The 17,706-nt window shown below is 32.9% G+C and carries 17 protein-coding genes; 2 read left to right on the top strand and 15 right to left on the bottom strand.

Annotation, left to right across the window (positions count from 1 at the left end; all coding sequences use genetic code 11):
• Positions 1–264 precede the first annotated feature (264 nt).
• The 12 genes from B5E87_RS12250 to gmk all read right to left on the bottom strand — a co-directional run bounded on the left by B5E87_RS12250 (position 265) and on the right by gmk (position 11,711).
• A complete protein-coding gene (locus tag B5E87_RS12250) occupies positions 265–1,161 on the bottom strand; it encodes a DegV family protein (protein WP_087245218.1) in 897 nt (298 codons plus the stop codon).
• An 18-nt stretch (positions 1,162–1,179) separates the two neighbouring features.
• The gene (locus B5E87_RS12245) at positions 1,180–1,773 is read right to left on the bottom strand and encodes a thiamine diphosphokinase (RefSeq protein WP_087245216.1); all 594 of its coding nucleotides are present in this window, start codon (positions 1,771–1,773) and stop codon (positions 1,180–1,182) included.
• Positions 1,770–2,414, bottom strand: coding sequence for a ribulose-phosphate 3-epimerase (gene rpe, locus B5E87_RS12240; RefSeq protein ID WP_087245214.1), 645 nt, complete (start codon positions 2,412–2,414; stop codon positions 1,770–1,772). The genes B5E87_RS12245 and rpe overlap by 4 nt, the downstream gene beginning before the upstream one ends.
• Complete coding sequence (rsgA, locus tag B5E87_RS12235; protein WP_087245212.1) at positions 2,407–3,282, bottom strand: ribosome small subunit-dependent GTPase A; 876 nt, start codon at positions 3,280–3,282, stop codon at positions 2,407–2,409. Before rsgA ends, rpe begins: the two co-directional genes overlap by 8 nt.
• Before the next feature lie 14 nt (positions 3,283–3,296).
• On the bottom strand, positions 3,297–5,114 hold the full coding sequence (gene pknB / locus B5E87_RS12230) for a Stk1 family PASTA domain-containing Ser/Thr kinase (RefSeq protein ID WP_087245210.1): 1,818 nt from the start codon (positions 5,112–5,114) through the stop codon (positions 3,297–3,299).
• The gene (locus B5E87_RS12225) at positions 5,111–5,851 is read right to left on the bottom strand and encodes a Stp1/IreP family PP2C-type Ser/Thr phosphatase (protein ID WP_087245208.1); all 741 of its coding nucleotides are present in this window, start codon (positions 5,849–5,851) and stop codon (positions 5,111–5,113) included. Before B5E87_RS12225 ends, pknB begins: the two co-directional genes overlap by 4 nt.
• Positions 5,829–6,878 (bottom strand): dual-specificity RNA methyltransferase RlmN, encoded by a 1,050-nt coding sequence (rlmN, locus tag B5E87_RS12220; protein WP_087245206.1) that lies wholly within the window; start codon positions 6,876–6,878, stop codon positions 5,829–5,831. Before rlmN ends, B5E87_RS12225 begins: the two co-directional genes overlap by 23 nt.
• Positions 6,879–6,882: 4 nt before the next feature.
• Complete coding sequence (rsmB, locus tag B5E87_RS12215) at positions 6,883–8,130, bottom strand: 16S rRNA (cytosine(967)-C(5))-methyltransferase RsmB (protein ID WP_087245204.1); 1,248 nt, start codon at positions 8,128–8,130, stop codon at positions 6,883–6,885.
• A gap of 2 nt (positions 8,131–8,132) precedes the next feature.
• Positions 8,133–10,319, bottom strand: a complete 2,187-nt coding sequence (priA, locus tag B5E87_RS12210) for a replication restart helicase PriA (RefSeq protein WP_087245202.1) — start codon at positions 10,317–10,319, stop codon at positions 8,133–8,135.
• A gap of 99 nt (positions 10,320–10,418) precedes the next feature.
• Positions 10,419–10,850: a cytidine deaminase family protein gene (locus B5E87_RS12205; RefSeq protein ID WP_087245200.1), complete on the bottom strand. Its 432-nt coding sequence runs from the start codon at positions 10,848–10,850 to the stop codon at positions 10,419–10,421.
• Between the two features lie 3 nt (positions 10,851–10,853).
• Positions 10,854–11,057 carry a hypothetical protein gene (locus B5E87_RS12200; RefSeq protein WP_087245198.1) on the bottom strand — a complete coding sequence of 68 codons (204 nt, stop codon included), beginning with the start codon at positions 11,055–11,057 and terminating at the stop codon, positions 10,854–10,856.
• 93 nt (positions 11,058–11,150) lie between these two features.
• Entirely contained in the window at positions 11,151–11,711 is a 561-nt protein-coding gene (gmk, locus tag B5E87_RS12195) for a guanylate kinase (RefSeq protein WP_087245196.1), read from the bottom strand.
• A 93-nt stretch (positions 11,712–11,804) separates the two neighbouring features.
• On the opposite strand from gmk, the gene B5E87_RS12190 reads away from it, so the two are divergent.
• Positions 11,805–13,445 (top strand): Rqc2 family fibronectin-binding protein, encoded by a 1,641-nt coding sequence (locus B5E87_RS12190; RefSeq protein WP_087245194.1) that lies wholly within the window; start codon positions 11,805–11,807, stop codon positions 13,443–13,445.
• Here B5E87_RS12190 and B5E87_RS12185 read toward each other — a convergent pair.
• A complete protein-coding gene (locus B5E87_RS12185) occupies positions 13,417–13,707 on the bottom strand; it encodes a hypothetical protein (protein ID WP_087245192.1) in 291 nt (96 codons plus the stop codon). The genes B5E87_RS12190 and B5E87_RS12185 overlap by 29 nt on opposite strands.
• A 72-nt stretch (positions 13,708–13,779) precedes the next feature.
• Here B5E87_RS12185 and pgeF point away from each other — a divergent pair, with 72 nt between their 5' ends.
• Positions 13,780–14,535: a peptidoglycan editing factor PgeF gene (gene pgeF / locus B5E87_RS12180; RefSeq protein ID WP_087245189.1), complete on the top strand. Its 756-nt coding sequence runs from the start codon at positions 13,780–13,782 to the stop codon at positions 14,533–14,535.
• On the opposite strand, the gene B5E87_RS12175 is transcribed toward pgeF, so the two are convergent.
• A complete protein-coding gene (locus B5E87_RS12175; RefSeq protein ID WP_087245187.1) occupies positions 14,525–16,015 on the bottom strand; it encodes an NAD(P)H-hydrate dehydratase in 1,491 nt (496 codons plus the stop codon). The two genes, pgeF and B5E87_RS12175, sit on opposite strands and share 11 nt — an antisense overlap.
• Positions 16,016–16,090: 75 nt before the next feature.
• Complete coding sequence (locus B5E87_RS12170; protein ID WP_087245185.1) at positions 16,091–17,515, bottom strand: C40 family peptidase; 1,425 nt, start codon at positions 17,513–17,515, stop codon at positions 16,091–16,093.
• Positions 17,516–17,706: the final 191 nt, after the last annotated feature.

Genomic DNA, 17,706 nt, shown 5'->3' with positions numbered 1-17,706 from the left:
AATCAGTGCTTATGACAATATCCCCGTAGTTAAGAATACAATTATATTGTATCATAAATTTAATGGGATAAAATTTTAAAAAACGAAAAAAATCAACAGGGGCTTTATGCGCTTTTTTTGCATAATAATAAAGAGTACATATAGTCATACCACAAGAATTACAGAAATAAAAAAAGAGTCACCTAGTCTAATATACTAAGTTGACTCCATTGCACGCGTATAACACGTGGTATTTTTAATAATAAAAAATCTTTAGGATTTCTCCTAAAGATCATATTTTTTTAAAATACCCACACCAATTGGATATGGTCCCGTATGCACACCAATTGTAGCGCCAATTTGTTGAATTAAAATAGGTTCATGGAAGTCTGGATAAGCTTGTAACATCACCTCTTGCAAGCTTTCTTTAAACTTTTCTCCTTCTTGTTGATCATAGCCATACCCAACACAAAAACGATAATCATTTGGTGAAAGCTGGTTATCTTTAAAATATTTTACAGTATGGTCAAGAACTTTCTTTTTAGATTTTTCACGTCCACGTGTAACACCCATTGCAAATATTTCACCATCATGAAGTACAATTAAAGGTCTAATTCCTAACGTTTTCGCTGCAACTCCAGCAACTTTACCAATTCGTCCACCATGAATGAGATATTCAAAATTTCCAACCGTAAAGAAAATACGTCCTGACGATTTGATATTTTCAATTTTTTGAATCACTTCGTCATATTGATAGCCAGCTTCTTTCATTTGGGCAGCCTCAATAACCAGTAAACCTTGTAAAACAGTATTCACAGTAGCATCAATAATCATAATTTGACGTTCAGGATATTTTTCCTCTAACATCATTTTCGCATTCATGGCACTGTTATAGGAACCAGAAAATTTAGTCGTAATACATATACATATAATATCTTCCTGATTTTCCAGGATAGGTGTAAAAGTTTTTATATAATCTTCAATAGAAGGCATAGAAGTTTTAGGAAAAACATCTTTATGATCAACCATAAATTGATAAAATTCATGCACTTCTAAATCTTCTTTTTCTTTTTGATAGTGTTCATTATCAGTTGTTATATAAAATGGAACAACATGAATATGAAACTGATTCATCAATGACTGATCTAAATCACATGAACCATCTGAAACTATCTGATACATTCTTATTCCTCTTTTCCATTATGATATTGATTGAATACAGAGTACAGGTCGTGAATTTTCCACAATCGCATATTCTTCATTCATTTGATTGGATACACACAGAGGATCATTTCTTTTTAAGATGTAATGATCCAATGGATAATGACAATCTTTTAATGTCACGACGCTCTCATCAAAAGCAAATATAGAAAAATAATGATATTGATCTTTAGCAAGATAATGTTGACCTGGTTTTAAAACAAATATCTTGTTCCATTCATCATAGATCGTGATAGAGATATCCTGATATTTTTCTAACAAACATAGTACTGCCATAAAATGATCAATACGGCGATGTGTCACTCCATACAAATCTATGGCATCATAACCCTTTTGAATAGCATATTGTATTGCCAATGCTGTATCAGTGTCATCTTTAATACTCGAATAACGCTGAATATTGATATCTTGAAGAATCTGCTCATTTTCAATAGAATCCATATCTCCAATAGCTATCACAGGTGTAATTCCCTGCTGGTATAAATGATAAACACCCTGATCGACACCAATATATTCAATTGTTGAATCTTTCACAGATCCAACATTGATTCCACTATAAATGCCTATTTTCATTTTAAAGAATCAATAGCTTCCTTTCTATTTTCAGCATTAAAAACATAACTTCCAGCAACCAGCACATCCACACCTGCTTCTCGACATAATTGACCTGTCGTAGCATTAATGCCACCATCCACTTCAATCAAATAATGACGATTCTGTTTTAACTGACAAAGTTCCTGTATCTTAGAAAGCGCCTGCTCTTGAAACGTTTGTCCGCCAAATCCAGGCTCAACACTCATAACTAATACTAAATCAAGATCATCTAAATATTGTTGAATTGATGAAATAGGTGTGTTTGGCTTTACACTTAGTCCTACATGTACGCCTTGATCATGAACATACTGTATAAATGTTTTCACTTCCTGTTCGTGATGAAAAGCCTCAATATGCGCTGTTATTAATGAAGCATGTGATTTTATAAATGCATCTACATATTGCATTGGTTTTTCAATCATTAAATGAACATCAAGATATAAGTCACTCACTTTTGCAATATCATTTAAAATACTATAACCAAATGAAATATTAGGTACAAAATGTCCATCCATTACATCATAATGAATCCAGTCTGCCCCACATTCACGAATAGAATCCAAATCTTTCTTGAGCTCAGCAAAATTAGCTGATAAAACTGACGGTGCAACTTTAACCATATTTTTTCTCCTTCAATAACTTGCTTTCTTTTAAAAACATTAAATAATGTTCATATCTTTGAGATGATATTTTCCCTTGTTCAACAGCATTTTTCACTGCACAATGTGGTTCACTTTCATGTAAACATCCTCTAAACTTGCATTGTTTAGAAAGTTCATGAAAATCATGATAACTTATAGCCAGATCCACTGGTTCAATATTTAATTCCAACGATGAAAAACCTGGTGTATCTGCAACATAACCACCATACATCTCAATAAGTTCAACATGTCTGGTTGTATGTTTTCCACGTCCTAAAGCTTTTGAAATTTCATTTGTATCAATCTGCAAATGAATATCCAAAGCATTTAATAAACTTGATTTTCCAACACCACTTTGTCCAGTAACAACTGTTACTTTATCTTTAAAAATATTCTTAACAGCCTCTATCCCCTGTTCTTGTTTAGAACTCACATATAGAACCTGATATCCTGCATCTTCATAAGGTTTCATTTGATGATATATCAAACTTGAATCCACAAGATCCATTTTTGATATACAAATAATCGGTTGAATCTGAAGATGTTCAATTAAAATCAAAAAACGATCTAACAGTAATAAATTCATATCTGGTTCTTTAGCAGAAAAAACAAGTAAAGCCTGATCGACATTACAGATTGGAGGTCGAATAAGACTGTTCTTTCTTGGTAACAGGGATAAAATATATCCTTCATTTTGATTTTCAATAGAGAATTCACAATAATCTCCAACTAATGGTTTTAAAAAATCTTTTCTAAATTTCCCACGGGCACGACATTGATAAACTTGTCCCTGTGACTTAACATAATAGAATCCTGCCAAAGCTTTAATAATCTGTCCTTTTTGCATTGTTTTTCTCTACCTCATTGTTGTCCTGTTATCTGATTTGTTCCTGTTACTTGTGAAGAAGACGGAGTGTCAGTACTTGGTGTCGTTGTATTATTATTTTCGTTTTCTGCAGGAGTTTCAGGAGTTTCAGGAATTTCTGGTTTTTTATCATAATAATACAAAACAATTTTTTCACCTTTTTTATAAACTGTTGTAAAAGCAGCAAGTGACTGTTCTTCTACAACATTGATTTTCATAGTTTTAATCTCTTCGACTGATGTTGGTGGTTCTAATACACTTAGCTCTACAGTAAATCCTGCTTCTGTCAAAATACTTTTAGCTTTTTGAATATCTTGACCATAAACATTTGGAACTTCAGCACTGTATCCTTGTGAAACTGTCAATGTTATTGTTTTATTGTTACTATTTGGATCAATTTTCTCTCCTGCATCCAAAGATTGTTCTAAAATAGTTCCTTTTGAAGCTTCATCAATTCTATCTTCTTTATTGACTTTAAAGCCTAATTCCTCAAGTTGATCTGCAATAGTATCATAATCTTTACCGACATAATCTTCAATGACGATATATTGTCCAGAAGAAACAACCAAATGAACCTCATCACCTTTTTTAACATTTGCTTTTGCAAGAGGATCACTTTCAATCACTTTTCCTTCTTCAACATCATCACTCAATTCATAAGTGACATGACCTTTAACTTGCAAGCCTCTATCTTCTAACAAAGTGATAGCTTCAGCTTCTGTCAAATTCACTACATCAGGCATTTCAAATGATTGTGAAGGTCGTAAAAGCAGAAAATAGACTGCAATTAAAATTGCTAATGCTGCGACAACACTACCACCAATAATCATCAGCATCTTTTTATGTGAACGTTTTGTTTCTTCTTCTGTTTCTTCTTCAATTGGTAAATGTGTCTGCGACTGTGTAAAAAAGTCTTTATCTTCAGCAACAATTGTTGCTAATTCATCATCTTCCTCATAATCAAATGTTATTTTTTCATCATTGATATGGGCTGCTTCCAAACAATGATTCAAATCTTCCAACATTTCAGAAGCACTTGCATAACGATCTTTTATATTTTTAGCAGTTGCCTTAATAATAATATTTTCAACCGATTGAGGGATAGATGGATTAAAAGCACAAACAGAAGGGATTTCATCACGCATATGTTTTAAAGCAATATTAACTGGAGATTCCCCATTAAATGGAACTTCACCGCGAAGCAACTCATAAAAGACAATTCCTAAAGCATAAATATCACTTTGTGCAGTTGCTTTCTCTCCACGGGCAATTTCAGGTGCCAAATAATGTAAAGAACCCATAATTGTATCTGTTTGTGTCACCTGTGATAATGATTGAATAGATGCAATTCCAAAATCACCAATTTTGACAACCCCACTATCAGTAACCATAATATTTTGAGGTTTTAAATCACGATGTATAATACCAATAGAATGTGCTTTAGCAGTAGCACTAACAACCTGCTTCATAACATCAACAGCTTCTACATAATGTAAAGCTCCACGTTTATGAATCAATTCTTTTAAAGTTTGACCTGGTACATATTCCATGACAATATAATAGTCATCTTTTTCATCACCAACATCATAAATTTCAACAATATTTTTATGTGACAAAGCCGCAGCCGCACTGGCTTCACGATGAAAACGTGTCACATAAACCGGATCCCCAGTTAATGATGAACGCATAATTTTAACAGCCACTGTTCTTTTTAAAATTAAATCTTCAGCCTCATAAACATCAGCCATTCCACCTTGTCCAATTAATCTTTTCAATTGATAACGTCCAGCAATCGTTTTATTGATTGAACTCATAAATTAACAACTCCTTTTGTCAAAATAAGTGCAAAACTGATATTGTCTTGCCCACCATATGTATTGGCAGCATCCATCAACTGACTAGCCCTCGTTTCAATATCTTCCTGAGCATGCAAAATATTCATCATCTGTTCATCACTCAGTGAATTATATAACCCATCTGAACAGACCAATAAAAATCCATCATTGATTTGTTTTTCAAGAAAAGAAGGATTCAATGAATCACTGACTCCTACAGCCTGTAATAAGATATTCTTTTGAGGATGAAATCTTGCTTCAGCTTGTGAAATTGTCCCCGAATCAACAAGAACATTCACCAAAGTATCATCTCTTGTTAATTGAATAAATTCATCAGTAACCCAATAAACTCTCGAATCACCAACATGAGAAATATAAATATTGTCATGAATACATAAAACAAGAACTATTGTTGTTCCCATACCTTCAAATTCTTGAGATTCATGGCTTTTTGATTCAACAATCATATGAGCATGTTGAATAGCTGATAAAATCCAATCATGAATTTGACTTGTATCAGTTAAAGACTCTTGTTGCTGATAATTTTCAATAATATCATCGCAAGCCATTTGTGAAGCAATTTCACCTGCGTTATGTCCACCCATTCCATCACATAAAACAACCAAACATTCATGATCACTTTTTTGATAGCAACGGACATAATCCTGATTCACTTTTCTCATGCGTCCAATATCACTTTTCATGATGACTTGCATGTTGTTCACCTACCTTCATGGCACGCAGTTGCCCACATGCCCCATCTATATCACGTCCATGTTCTTTACGTAAAGTTACATTCATTTTTAGACGCAATAACTCACTTTTAAATGCCTCAACAGTTCCTTTATCTGACTGTTGATATCCATGTTCATCAACAGCATTATAAGGAATTAAATTGACATAGGCATTAAGCCCTCTGATGTAATGAGCTAACTGTCTGGCATGTTTTAATTCATCATTAACTCCCTTTAAAAGAATATATTCAAAAGTCACACGACGATTCGTCTGTTGAATATAATTTTCAATAGATTGTCGTAACTGTTCCATTGGATAACGCTTATTGATGGGCATTAATTGATCCCTAATTTCATTATTTGGTGCATGTAAAGAAATAGCTAAATTGCTTTGAATTCCTTCACTGGCATAACGTTCAATCTGATGACATAAACCACAAGTAGAAATTGTGATATGTCTAGCACCAATAGCCAAACCTTTAGGATGATTAATAATACGAACAAAATTCATGACAGCATCATAGTTATCAAAAGGTTCTCCCGTTCCCATGACAACGACATGACTGATTCTTTCCTGTGTATCTTGCATAACTGTCAGTACTTGATTGACCATTTCTCCAGCAGTCAGGTTTCTTTGTTTTTTTAATAAACCACTGGCACAAAAACGGCATCCCATATTGCATCCCAACTGACTTGTGACACATAAACTTCTTCCATAATCATGAACCATTAATACCGTTTCAATAAAACCTCCATCTTCCAGTTGAAGAAGATATTTAATTGTTCCATCTTGAGAAACCTGTTTTGTTTCAATTTTCATTGGTCCAATCTGATAGATTTGAGATAATTTTTCTCTTAAATCTAATGATAAGTTATTCATCTGTTCAAACGATTGTACATTTTGACGATATAGCCACTCAAAGACTTGTGTAGCTCTAAATTTCTTTTCTCCAAGTTCTTTAAATTCTTCAATCATCTGTTCTTGTGTATAATCATAAATTGATTTCATATTTTCATTCCTTTTCTAATAGACACATATAAAAACCATCACTATGATACTGATATGGTAAAATTGTTAATTCTTTTCTTTTCTTCATATCAGGATACTTTGTCATGAATTTTTCTATTTGTTTTTCATTTTCTTTTTTATTGAGTGTACATGTACTATATACAATATTACCACCTTTTTTCAATAAAAAATATGCATTTTCTAATAATTTTTCTTGTATAGCTATCATTTCATCCATTGCCGAACTCTCATGATACTTAATTTCAGGTTTTCTGGCAAGAACTCCCAATCCACTACATGGTGCATCACATAGAATTTTATCAAAAGACTCAGCTGGATACACATCTTTAAGCAAAGTAGAGTCACCTACATGTGTATGCACATTTTTAACTTTAAGGCGTTGTATTTGCTGTTGAACCAGATCTATTTTATGCGCATATAAATCATAAGCTTCAATTGATCCCTGATTATTCATAAGCATCGCTAAATGCGTTGTCTTGCTGCCAGGTGCACAACACATATCTAAAACATAATCACTTGCTTGTGGATTCAATAACCTGGCTACAAGTTGACTAGATTCATCCTGGATTGTCACATACCCCTTTATGAAAGCTTCATCAGAAGCAATATGATGTCCTGAATAATAAAGACCATCAGGTGACAGTTTTGCTTCTTGCCACTTTGAATCTTTCAACAAAGCCTCTTTTGAAGTAAGCAATGTATTCACTCTCGCACAATGATGAGGCACTTCTAAAAAAGCATGACAAATACGTTTTGTTTCTTCATAGCCATATTGTTTATCAAACATTTTTACCAGCCATAATGGATGACTTGTTTCAATGGATATTCTTTCTAATGGTGGCAAATCATCCAACTGATAAGATGATTGAAAAGATTTTTGTAAAATAGCATGGATAAAACGTGCAGTTTTCATCCCTTTTTTCTTTTTAGCTAATTCTACAGCTTCATTAATAATAGCATAATCTGGAATAGAATCCATCATTTCATGCTGATAAAGACTCATCAGTAAAAGCATCTTTTCATATGTTTTAACACGCATATGAAGATGTGGCTTTAATATATATTCCAATAACAACATATTTTGAACTGTTCCATAAACAACTCTTGTAATAAAATCTTTTTGTTGTCGTGTTAAATCATAACGATTAAAATAGGCATTAATGGTTAGATTTAAATAACTTTTATCTTGTTTAAATTTTAATAATATTTCTAATGCTATCTGTCTTTCCATAATTATATTTGTGAGTATGGATTAAAATCACAAACGATCCTTACCTTTCCTTTCTGTTGTTTATTATAATAATCATTCATAACGCATAAAGCCTCATAAATATCTTGTGAATGTAAAAATTTAACAAGTATACGTTCTCGATAAATATCCTGCATTTTATAGATTGCACTTCTAGCCGGGCCTAAAATAACGGTTTGTTGACTATGTGCCAATAAATAATTTTTAACATCTATCGCAACACTATGTATAAGTTCCTCATGAGGCGATTGAATCAAAATGCTGACCATATGGCAATATGGCGGATATTTGGCTTTTTGACGATATTGCATTTCCTGGTGAAAGAAAGCAATATAATCATGTTTGGCAGCACAAGTAATGGCATAATGTTCTGGATTATATGTTTGAATAATAACATATCCTTGTTTTTGCCCTCTTCCACTTCGCCCAGATACCTGACACAAAAGCTGAAAAGTTCTCTCACTAGCACGAAAATCTGGAATATTCAAACTCAAATCAGCATTTAAAACACCAACAAATGTGACATCTTCAAAATCCAATCCTTTCGCAATCATTTGTGTGCCTAATAAAATATTTCCTTCCTTATTTCTAAATCTTTCAAGTAATTTCAAATGCCCATTTTTTTGACGGGTTGTATCCACATCATAACGAATCACTTTAGCTCCACAAAAAATCTTCTCTATTTCCTCTTCAATTTTCTGCGTTCCATAACCTACACTCTTTAAATGCGTTGAACCACAGTGAGGACAAACATGAGGATAATCTATCATATATTCACAATAATGACATTTTAATTTATGCTCACTGCGATGATCAGTTAAAGTGACATCACAGTGTGGGCATTTTAATACTTCTCCACAATCCTGACATTGTACATAAGAAGCATAACCTCTTTTATTTAATAACAAAATAACCTGTTCACCTTTATCAATTGTCTGTTGAATACTTTGTTTCATTTTTCTGGAAAATAATGAATAATTACGCTGACGTGTTTCTTGAATCATATCTACTATTTCTACTTGTGGTAATGGTTTTTGATTAATACGCTCAGGTAATTCATATAAATCATAAACCCCTTTTAAAGCTCTGGCATAGCTTTCCAAAGATGGAGTTGCACTTCCCAAAACAACACTGGCATGATGCGTTTTCGCACGCATTTTAGCAATTTGTGAGGTTAAATAACGCGGCTTTGCTTCTTGTTTATAGCTGGCATCATGCTCTTCATCTAGAATAATTATGCCTATATTTTCTAATGGCGCAAAGACTGCAGATCTGGCACCCACAACTATTTTAACTTCCTGACGTTTGATGCGACGATACTCATCATATTTTTCACCTTGTGATAAACGGGAATGCAAAATCGCAACCTGATTGCCAAAACGTTGTCTAAAAACTTCTACCATCATAGGCGTTAATGAAATTTCTGGAACCAGCATCATAACAGACTTATTTTGTTGAATATAATGAGCAGCTAAAGCTAAATAAACTTCTGTTTTCCCAGATCCTGTAACACCGTGTAATAAAGCAATTCTCCCTTGATGAGCCAAAATCCCATCCACAACTTTTTGTTGCTGTGTTGTTAATTGAATATGTTTTGATTGATGTTCAATTGAAAATGGCTGACGATAAACTTCTTTTTCAACAATTTCAATACATCCCTGTTTTTTTAAATTATCAAGCAAAGCTCGACTGTATGGAATATCCTTAACAGGAATATCTGGATGTTCTTGTAAAAAAGCCATACATTCCTGTTGTTTGATTGTTTTGGCATAAGTTCCTTCAACAAGGTGAACAACCTGTTGTGTTTTGATACCTACTGTTTGGTGAGTACTCGGTTTTAATTGCGTTGGCAACATCGCCTGCAAACATGATATACGTGGGGATAATGTCATACGTGATAACTGATTAGCCAATGTCTGTAACTCTTCATTTAGTAACGGTTCTTCATCAATAACATCTAAAATATATTGATAGCGAAAACCAGCACGTTGTTCTAATTCTGACTTTGAAAAATGTGTTTCTTCAACATTTTCAACATAACCAATAATTTTTTGATAACCGAAACGAATCCATACACGTACACCTACAAGCAATGATTTTTCACTCAAATAATCAAATGTTGTATCCAGTGCATGTACAGGATGTTCAACTAACACTTTGACAATATACATATCCTCACCTGCCTATTGCACTATTCTATCATAAATTTACTTTTTTTAAAATAATTCCAAGTTCTTTTTCATTTATAAAGGACAGTCTTCATGACTGTCCTATTGATTTCCATTTTGATATCTCTCTTCTCCCCACCATAAAGGCAAAAGTTCCTTTAAAGTCACAGTTTCTCTCGTATCAAAATCGACCATAATTTCCATATCCTGATTTTTTTCATTCAATTGCATAAAAAACTCACGACAAGCTCCACAAGGCATCCCACTCCCGCCTCCATATGGAGGACAATCACGAAAAGCAATCATTCTTTTCGCAATAGTCTGTTGACTTTGCATATACATATTCAATGCTGCAACTCTTTCAGCACATAAATCTAACACTCCACTACAGCTTTCTATACAAAATCCAGTATATATTTCACCATTTTCACTTTCCAAAGCACAAACGACATGATGTGCATAAATAAATGGTGAAACTTCATGAGGTTGATATTGTTCCTTAGCTTTCAAATACATCTTTTCCCAGATATCCATAATTTACAGTTCCTCCATCTTTTTGAGATCATCATCATGGACATATGTTTCTACATAACCACATTTTTTACAAATATATTGTTCAACCTTTAGCTTACTATCATCAACAACAATATCCTGATAAGCATTACGTCTGAAAACCCCTTTAGCTGGAACATAAAGAATATCCTGACTTTGACACTTAGGACAACATTGATTCTTTTTCATAAGATACCTCCTATACATTCTTAAATATATCATGTCATAAAAATGAAAACCCTGTCAATTCTTTTCTCAAACAAAAAAACACCATAAGGTGCTTTATAAATTTTCTTTAATAATTTTAGCAATTTTTTCTTTTGCAGCAACAACATCATCATTTTCAACAACATACTTATATTCGTCTTTTGTTGCAATTTCTTTTCTTGCTTTTGCAAGTCTTTCTTGAACGATACTTTCTTCTTCAGTACGACGTCCACGAATACGACGTTCCAATTCCTCAAGTGATGGGGGTACTAAGAAAATGGTTAAAGCATGAGGACATTTTGCCATCACCTGCAAAGCACCCTGAACTTCAATTTCCAATACAACGTTTTTCCCTTCACTTAATAACTGATCAACATAAAATTGAGGTGTCCCATAATAGTTTCCAACAAACTGAGCATATTCAAGCAATTCACCTTTTTCAATTTTCTCTTTGAATTCTTCTTCACTCACAAAGAAATAATCAATTCCCTCTTTTTCAGTTGGACGAGGTTTTCTTGTTGTCATAGATATAGAATAAGCTAAATTTAAACTCTCATCTTTAAAAAGTTCCTGACGAACTGTTCCTTTCCCAACACCACTTGGACCACTTAGAATGATTAAAAGCCCCTTTTTCAATCTCTCCACCACCTTTTGAAACAATGTTACATGAATGAAACATTAATGTCAATTCTTTTTGAAATATGTTATACTATTTATCGGTGATGAAATATGGCTTATGACGGAATTATGCTATCTCGTGTTGTAGAACAACTACAAAATCAATTAACACGAGGAAAAATTAATAAAATCTATCAAATTTCTCAATATGAACTTTTATTTCATATTCGTTCACAAAGAGAAAATTTCAAATTATTGATTTCAATACATCCTGTATATGCAAGAATTCAATTAACCCAATTATCTTATCCAACTCCAGCCAGCCCTAATGCTTTAACAATGCTTTTGAGAAAGCATCTGGAAGGAGCTTATATTGAAAAGATTTCTCAGATTCAACTCGATCGTATTGTAGATATTGAACTGATTGGTGTAAATGAACTCAAAGATACTGTCAAATATCATCTCTATCTAGAAATCATGGGTAAACATTCTAATGCAATCTTGACATATGACAACAATAAAATCATTGATTGTTTAAAACGTGTTTCTCCCGCTATGAGTGCTCGTATTTTACAGCCTGGAGCAACTTATAATCAACCCCCTTTAATTGAAAAGAAAAATCCTTTTACAAGTGAATGGATGGAAACAGATAATCTGACAAAAACTTATCAAGGGTTTTCTCCTGAACTCTCAAAAGAAGTTCTTTATCGTATCCATCATGGAGAAACTTTTCAAGACATTATTCAATTATTACAACACTCACAAAATATCTATATCCACAAATATCAAGATAAGGAATATTTTCATATTATTCCTTTAACGCATCTACAATGTAACGGAGAAATATATCCTCTATTTGATGGTTTAGATAAACACTATGATTTAATTGATGAAAAAGATCGTATCAAGCAACAGACTTCAGATTTAGCAAAATTTATTCAAAATGAATATCAAAGAAACATCAATAAACTTAATAAATTAAAACAAACTCTTTTTGAATCACAAAACAGTGATGATTTACGCATTAAAGGTGATCTTTTATTTGCTAATCTCCATTTGATTTCTAAAGGACAAAAAGAAGTTACTGTTGAAAATTATTATGATGGTAGTATGATGACTATCGCTTTAGATGAAAGATATGATGGTAAAACAAATGCAAATAAGTATTATGCAAAATACCAAAAAGCCAAAAAAGCTTTAACGCATCTTCAAGAACAGATAAATATTGTCGAAAATGAAATTCTTTATTTTGATAGTCTTATCACACTGATGGAAAATGCTTCTTATTATGATGCATTAGAAATGAAAGAAGAATTAGAAAATTTAGGTTATTTGAAAAAGAAAAAAACCAAACAGGTGCATCGACCAAAAAAATTGCATATTGAACAATATCTTACTAAAGACAATATACAAATCTATGTAGGTAAGAATAACCTGCAAAACGATTATCTTACCTTTAAGATGGCTTCTAAAAATGATATGTGGTTTCATGTCAAGGACATGCCTGGAAGCCATGTCATTGTGCATAGTCAGAATCTAGATGAATATACCATTCGTTTAGCAAGTCAAATAGCTGCTTATTTTTCCAAAGGTAAACACAGTTCTTCAGTTCCTGTCAATTATACCTTGGTTAAAACGCTAAAAAAGCCACAGGGTGCTAAACCGGGACAAGTGATACTTTCACATTACTCAACGATTTACATTGATCCTGATGAAACTATTTTTAACGACATGAGAAAGGTGAATTCATAGAGTTCATATTTGGAGCATTGACAAATGTTTGCTCATAAACAGGATAAAATACTGGATAATACATGCAATGGTTGACACGACGACATTCAATTGGACAAATCACAGGCTGAGCAACAGGTGTAATTTGATTTGTCACACAAACTCTTCTAGGAGCTACTAAAGGTTGTGGACGTGGACAACCATTGACACTTCCAAAATTCATTTGTTGTCCTTGACATGAACATGAATTCATATTTTGACAACCACAAGATTGTTGAAACATAATTAATCCCTCCTTCACTTTAATGTATGTTATATTTTTAAAAGAGGTAGGGCAAATGAAAGGAGTTTTATAATGAAATTCATCAAATGGGATTGTTTTCATGAAATTGAAGCTTATACAACATGCAGTTATTGTAACGGAGAGCTCATGAATATGAGTTTCAATGGTATTGATGATCAACAGGTTTTAAAGAATCGAGAAAAATTAGCTCAAACTTTGCATACTGATTTAAATCATATGGTTGCAACACATCAACGACATACCACAAACTTTCTAAAAGTTCAACTTCAAGATGGAGGTAGAGGTATGTGGAGTCAAGAGGATGCATTTGACAATTATGATGCTTTGTATACACGTGATCGCCATTTATGGCTTTGGTCTTTTCATGCTGATTGCTGTCCTGTTTTATTATATTGCAGAGATCAGAAAATTGTTGCCGCTATTCATAGTGGATGGAAAGGAACCGTAAATGAAATAGTTGGAAAAGTCACAAAACATTTAATAACTCATGAAAATTGTAATCCTCAAATGATTTATGCCTATATTGGGCCATCCATTGAACAAAGAAATTTTGAAGCAAAAGATGATATTATTGATTTGGTTAAACAAATGTCTTTTGATACACATGATTTTTATATTCAAAAAGAAGATGGAGCTTATTTATTGAATAGTAAAGGTTTAATTCAACAACAATTGCTTAATCTTCAAGTGCCTCAAAAAAATATAACCATTTCTCCATACTGTACAATTGAAAATGAGGACCTCTTTTTCTCCTATCGAAGAAATAAAAGTCCTCATCGCAACATTACATTAATTTCTATGAAGTAACCTCCGGGTTACTTTTTATCATATTATTCATAGCTTTTGGAATAAATTCAATTAACTTTGACGGAATCACAGTATAGTCTTCTTTAGCCAAAAGATCACCAGTATATCCATGTATGAAAACACCCAACATTGCAGCCTGTAAGGCAGGATAACCTTGTCCTACAAAACTTGTAATTATTCCAGCTAAAACATCGCCCATTCCTCCAGTTGCCATAGCTTTATTTCCTGCACGAATACGATATGATTCCTGACCATTTGTCACTATGGTATAAGGTCCTTTTAATACCAAAACAACATGGTGCTCTTTTGCAAAATCTTGTGCAACCAATAACATATCATCCTGACTGTCGAATGGACATAAACGCTGAAATTCACCTAAATGTGGAGTCAAAATAATATCTCGATTTTGCTGTTTTAATAAATCAGTATGTGCTGATAAAATCGTTAAAGCATCCCCATCTATAACGAGAGGTTGTTTTGTTTTTTCTAAAACATCAATAACATAACGATAACTATCTAAGCTTTGACCTAGTCCACATCCAATTAATATAGCATCATATCGAAGGAAATCTTCTTTCTGTAAAATAGGAGGCCTTAAAACTGCTGTTGCTTCAGGGCAGAACTGAGTTAATGCATGTATAACTTCCTGATCACTCATAACTGTCGTAATTCCACTACCACTATAAACACAACCTTTTGCACTTAACAGAGCTGCTCCTTTATATTCCATGCATCCTGTAATAAGGCAAGTATGTCCATATGTGCCTTTATATCCATCAAAAATTCTTTCTTTTAAAAGTGGAAACATCATTTTATCATCTGCCATCTGATACAATCCAGCTTCTTCACTCACATCATCAACATCTAGTTTTTCAACAATAACTTTTCCCGTAAAAAAATAACTATCAGGATTAAGAAATCCATTTTTTATAGCACTCAAAGTAATTGTTGAAGTTGCATAAATGACGCTTTGATATGGTTTTCCTGAATCGCATTGAAGACCTGTAGGAATATCTACAGCAATGACTTCCTGATCATAGAGTTGATTAATACTTTCAATAACACTTTGATAAATACCTCGTGGCGAGCTATTCAACCCAAAGCCAAATATTGCATCAACAATTGTATCACAAGCCGTCATATAACCAATCAACTCTTCTAAATTATCCTGTTGAAATAAATAAACAGGAAGAGACAAATCATAACATTTCTGCAAATAATAAGCATTGGCTTTGGAAAGATGATTCGTGTTTTCAAATATAAAAACTTGTACATTCTTTTTCTGTTGATAAAGTTTAATAGCCAGAGAAAGCCCATCTGCCCCATTATTACCTGGCCCACAAACAATACTAAATGATTCACCATGGATATGTTTCAACAAACAATCACTTGCTTTATTAACCAATTGTTCAATTGTATGACCGTGTTTCAATAAACATTCATCATATCTTTTCATTAAAGTATGGCTTCCAATATACATATTCATCACCTGACCTTAGCCCTATTATAACAAAATAAAAACTGTAATGAAATCATTCATTACAGTTTTTCATCATTAATATCTTACACCACAAGTAAATCCACTTAAACTTGTATAACTAACAACAGATCCTGTTGTCGGTGAATGAATAACTCTTCCTCCACCAACGTAGATTCCTACATGGCCTGGTCGCCATACAATGTCACCTGGTTTCACTCGAGATAAAGAAATTGTTCTTCCTCCACTTTTTTGTGCTCCAGATGTACGTGGGATACTCTTGCCGTTCTTACGATATACCCATTGAGTAAATCCTGAACAGTCAAATGAACTTGGTCCAGTTGCACCCCATCGATATGGACAACCCAATCGTGATTGAGCAGTAGCTACCATTCCTTGATTAGGAGCAATGTCATCTGGATTTACAACAGTAACTTTCAAAGTTTTAGAACTTGAATTACCAGCTTTATCCGTAACACTATATTCAACAGTATATTTTCCTGCTTTTTTTGTATTAACTGGATTGCTGATTTCGACTTTAGAAGTCACATTTCCATCTTTGTTGTCAGTTGCACTTTCTAGATAACTTTTTGCATTAAAGTTCTTACCTTTAGTAATTTGTACTGAAGACTTAGATAAACTAATCTTAGGTGCACTTAAGTCACCAACTTTAACTTTTAATGTTTCTTCAGATGCATTACCAGAAGAATCTTTAGCAGTAATTTTTAAAGTTGTTTCTCCATCTTTCTTAGTATCAACAGTTCCATCTACTTCAATAGATTTCACTTTCTTATCAAAGTTATCAGTCACTTTGATATAATCTAAATAATCAAATTGAGAACCATAGTCTACTGTAACTGTAGATCCCTTCTTGTAACTAATCGTAGGTGCAGTCGTATCTGATACATAGAATTCATATGTTTGTTGAGTTTGATTTCCAGCGTTATCTGAAACACTCAATTCAATCATTTGAGATCCTAATTTTGAAGTATCGAGTTTCTTGTCTGTTTCAATAAATGGTGTAACATCTCCATCAACATTATCAGATGCATTGACATATTGAGCGATATCTTGACTACCATTTGCTTCAACATCAATAACATAACCTTGACTATCTCCTACCGGATTCAATTCAGGAGCAGTTTTATCAACAACTTCTACTTGAACAACCTTTGTACTTAAATTTGAGAACATATCGGTTGCAGTTACTTCGACGTTATATATACCTAATTGATATGCATCATATGATGTATCATCAATTTTTACATCCATAGCGTCTAGGGAATCACGATTATCAGAAATAGCAAACATCGTTTTATCTAGCTTTGTCCCATAAAGAACTTCAATCTTATTAGCTTCGATTGTAGGTTTTTCTTTATCGACAGCAGCATAACCAACCAAACCAAATGTTGAAATACATAACATCGGAATGAACATAGCTTTACGTTTTAAAACATGCTCTTGCATAATTTCCAATAAATTCGTCTTAATATTACTATCCATTCGTTGCCTCCTTTCAATAATATACCCATTTAGAATTATAAAACAACGTTCACAAAAAGTCCACAATTTTCTTAAGAAATTCTTAAGAAATTAAAATTTTGTTGATTATATCAATATTTTTTGAATTAACTTTTTTTGACGTTTTTTTGTTTTTTATCATTTTTCTATACAAAGTATTCACTTTTTAATCA

The organism is Massilimicrobiota sp. An142 (assembly GCF_002160725.1).
In the GTDB taxonomy this organism is placed as follows: Bacteria; Bacillota_I; Bacilli_A; order Erysipelotrichales; family Coprobacillaceae; genus Allocoprobacillus; species Allocoprobacillus merdigallinarum.
This window is presented reverse-complemented; position numbering and strand designations above follow the sequence as displayed.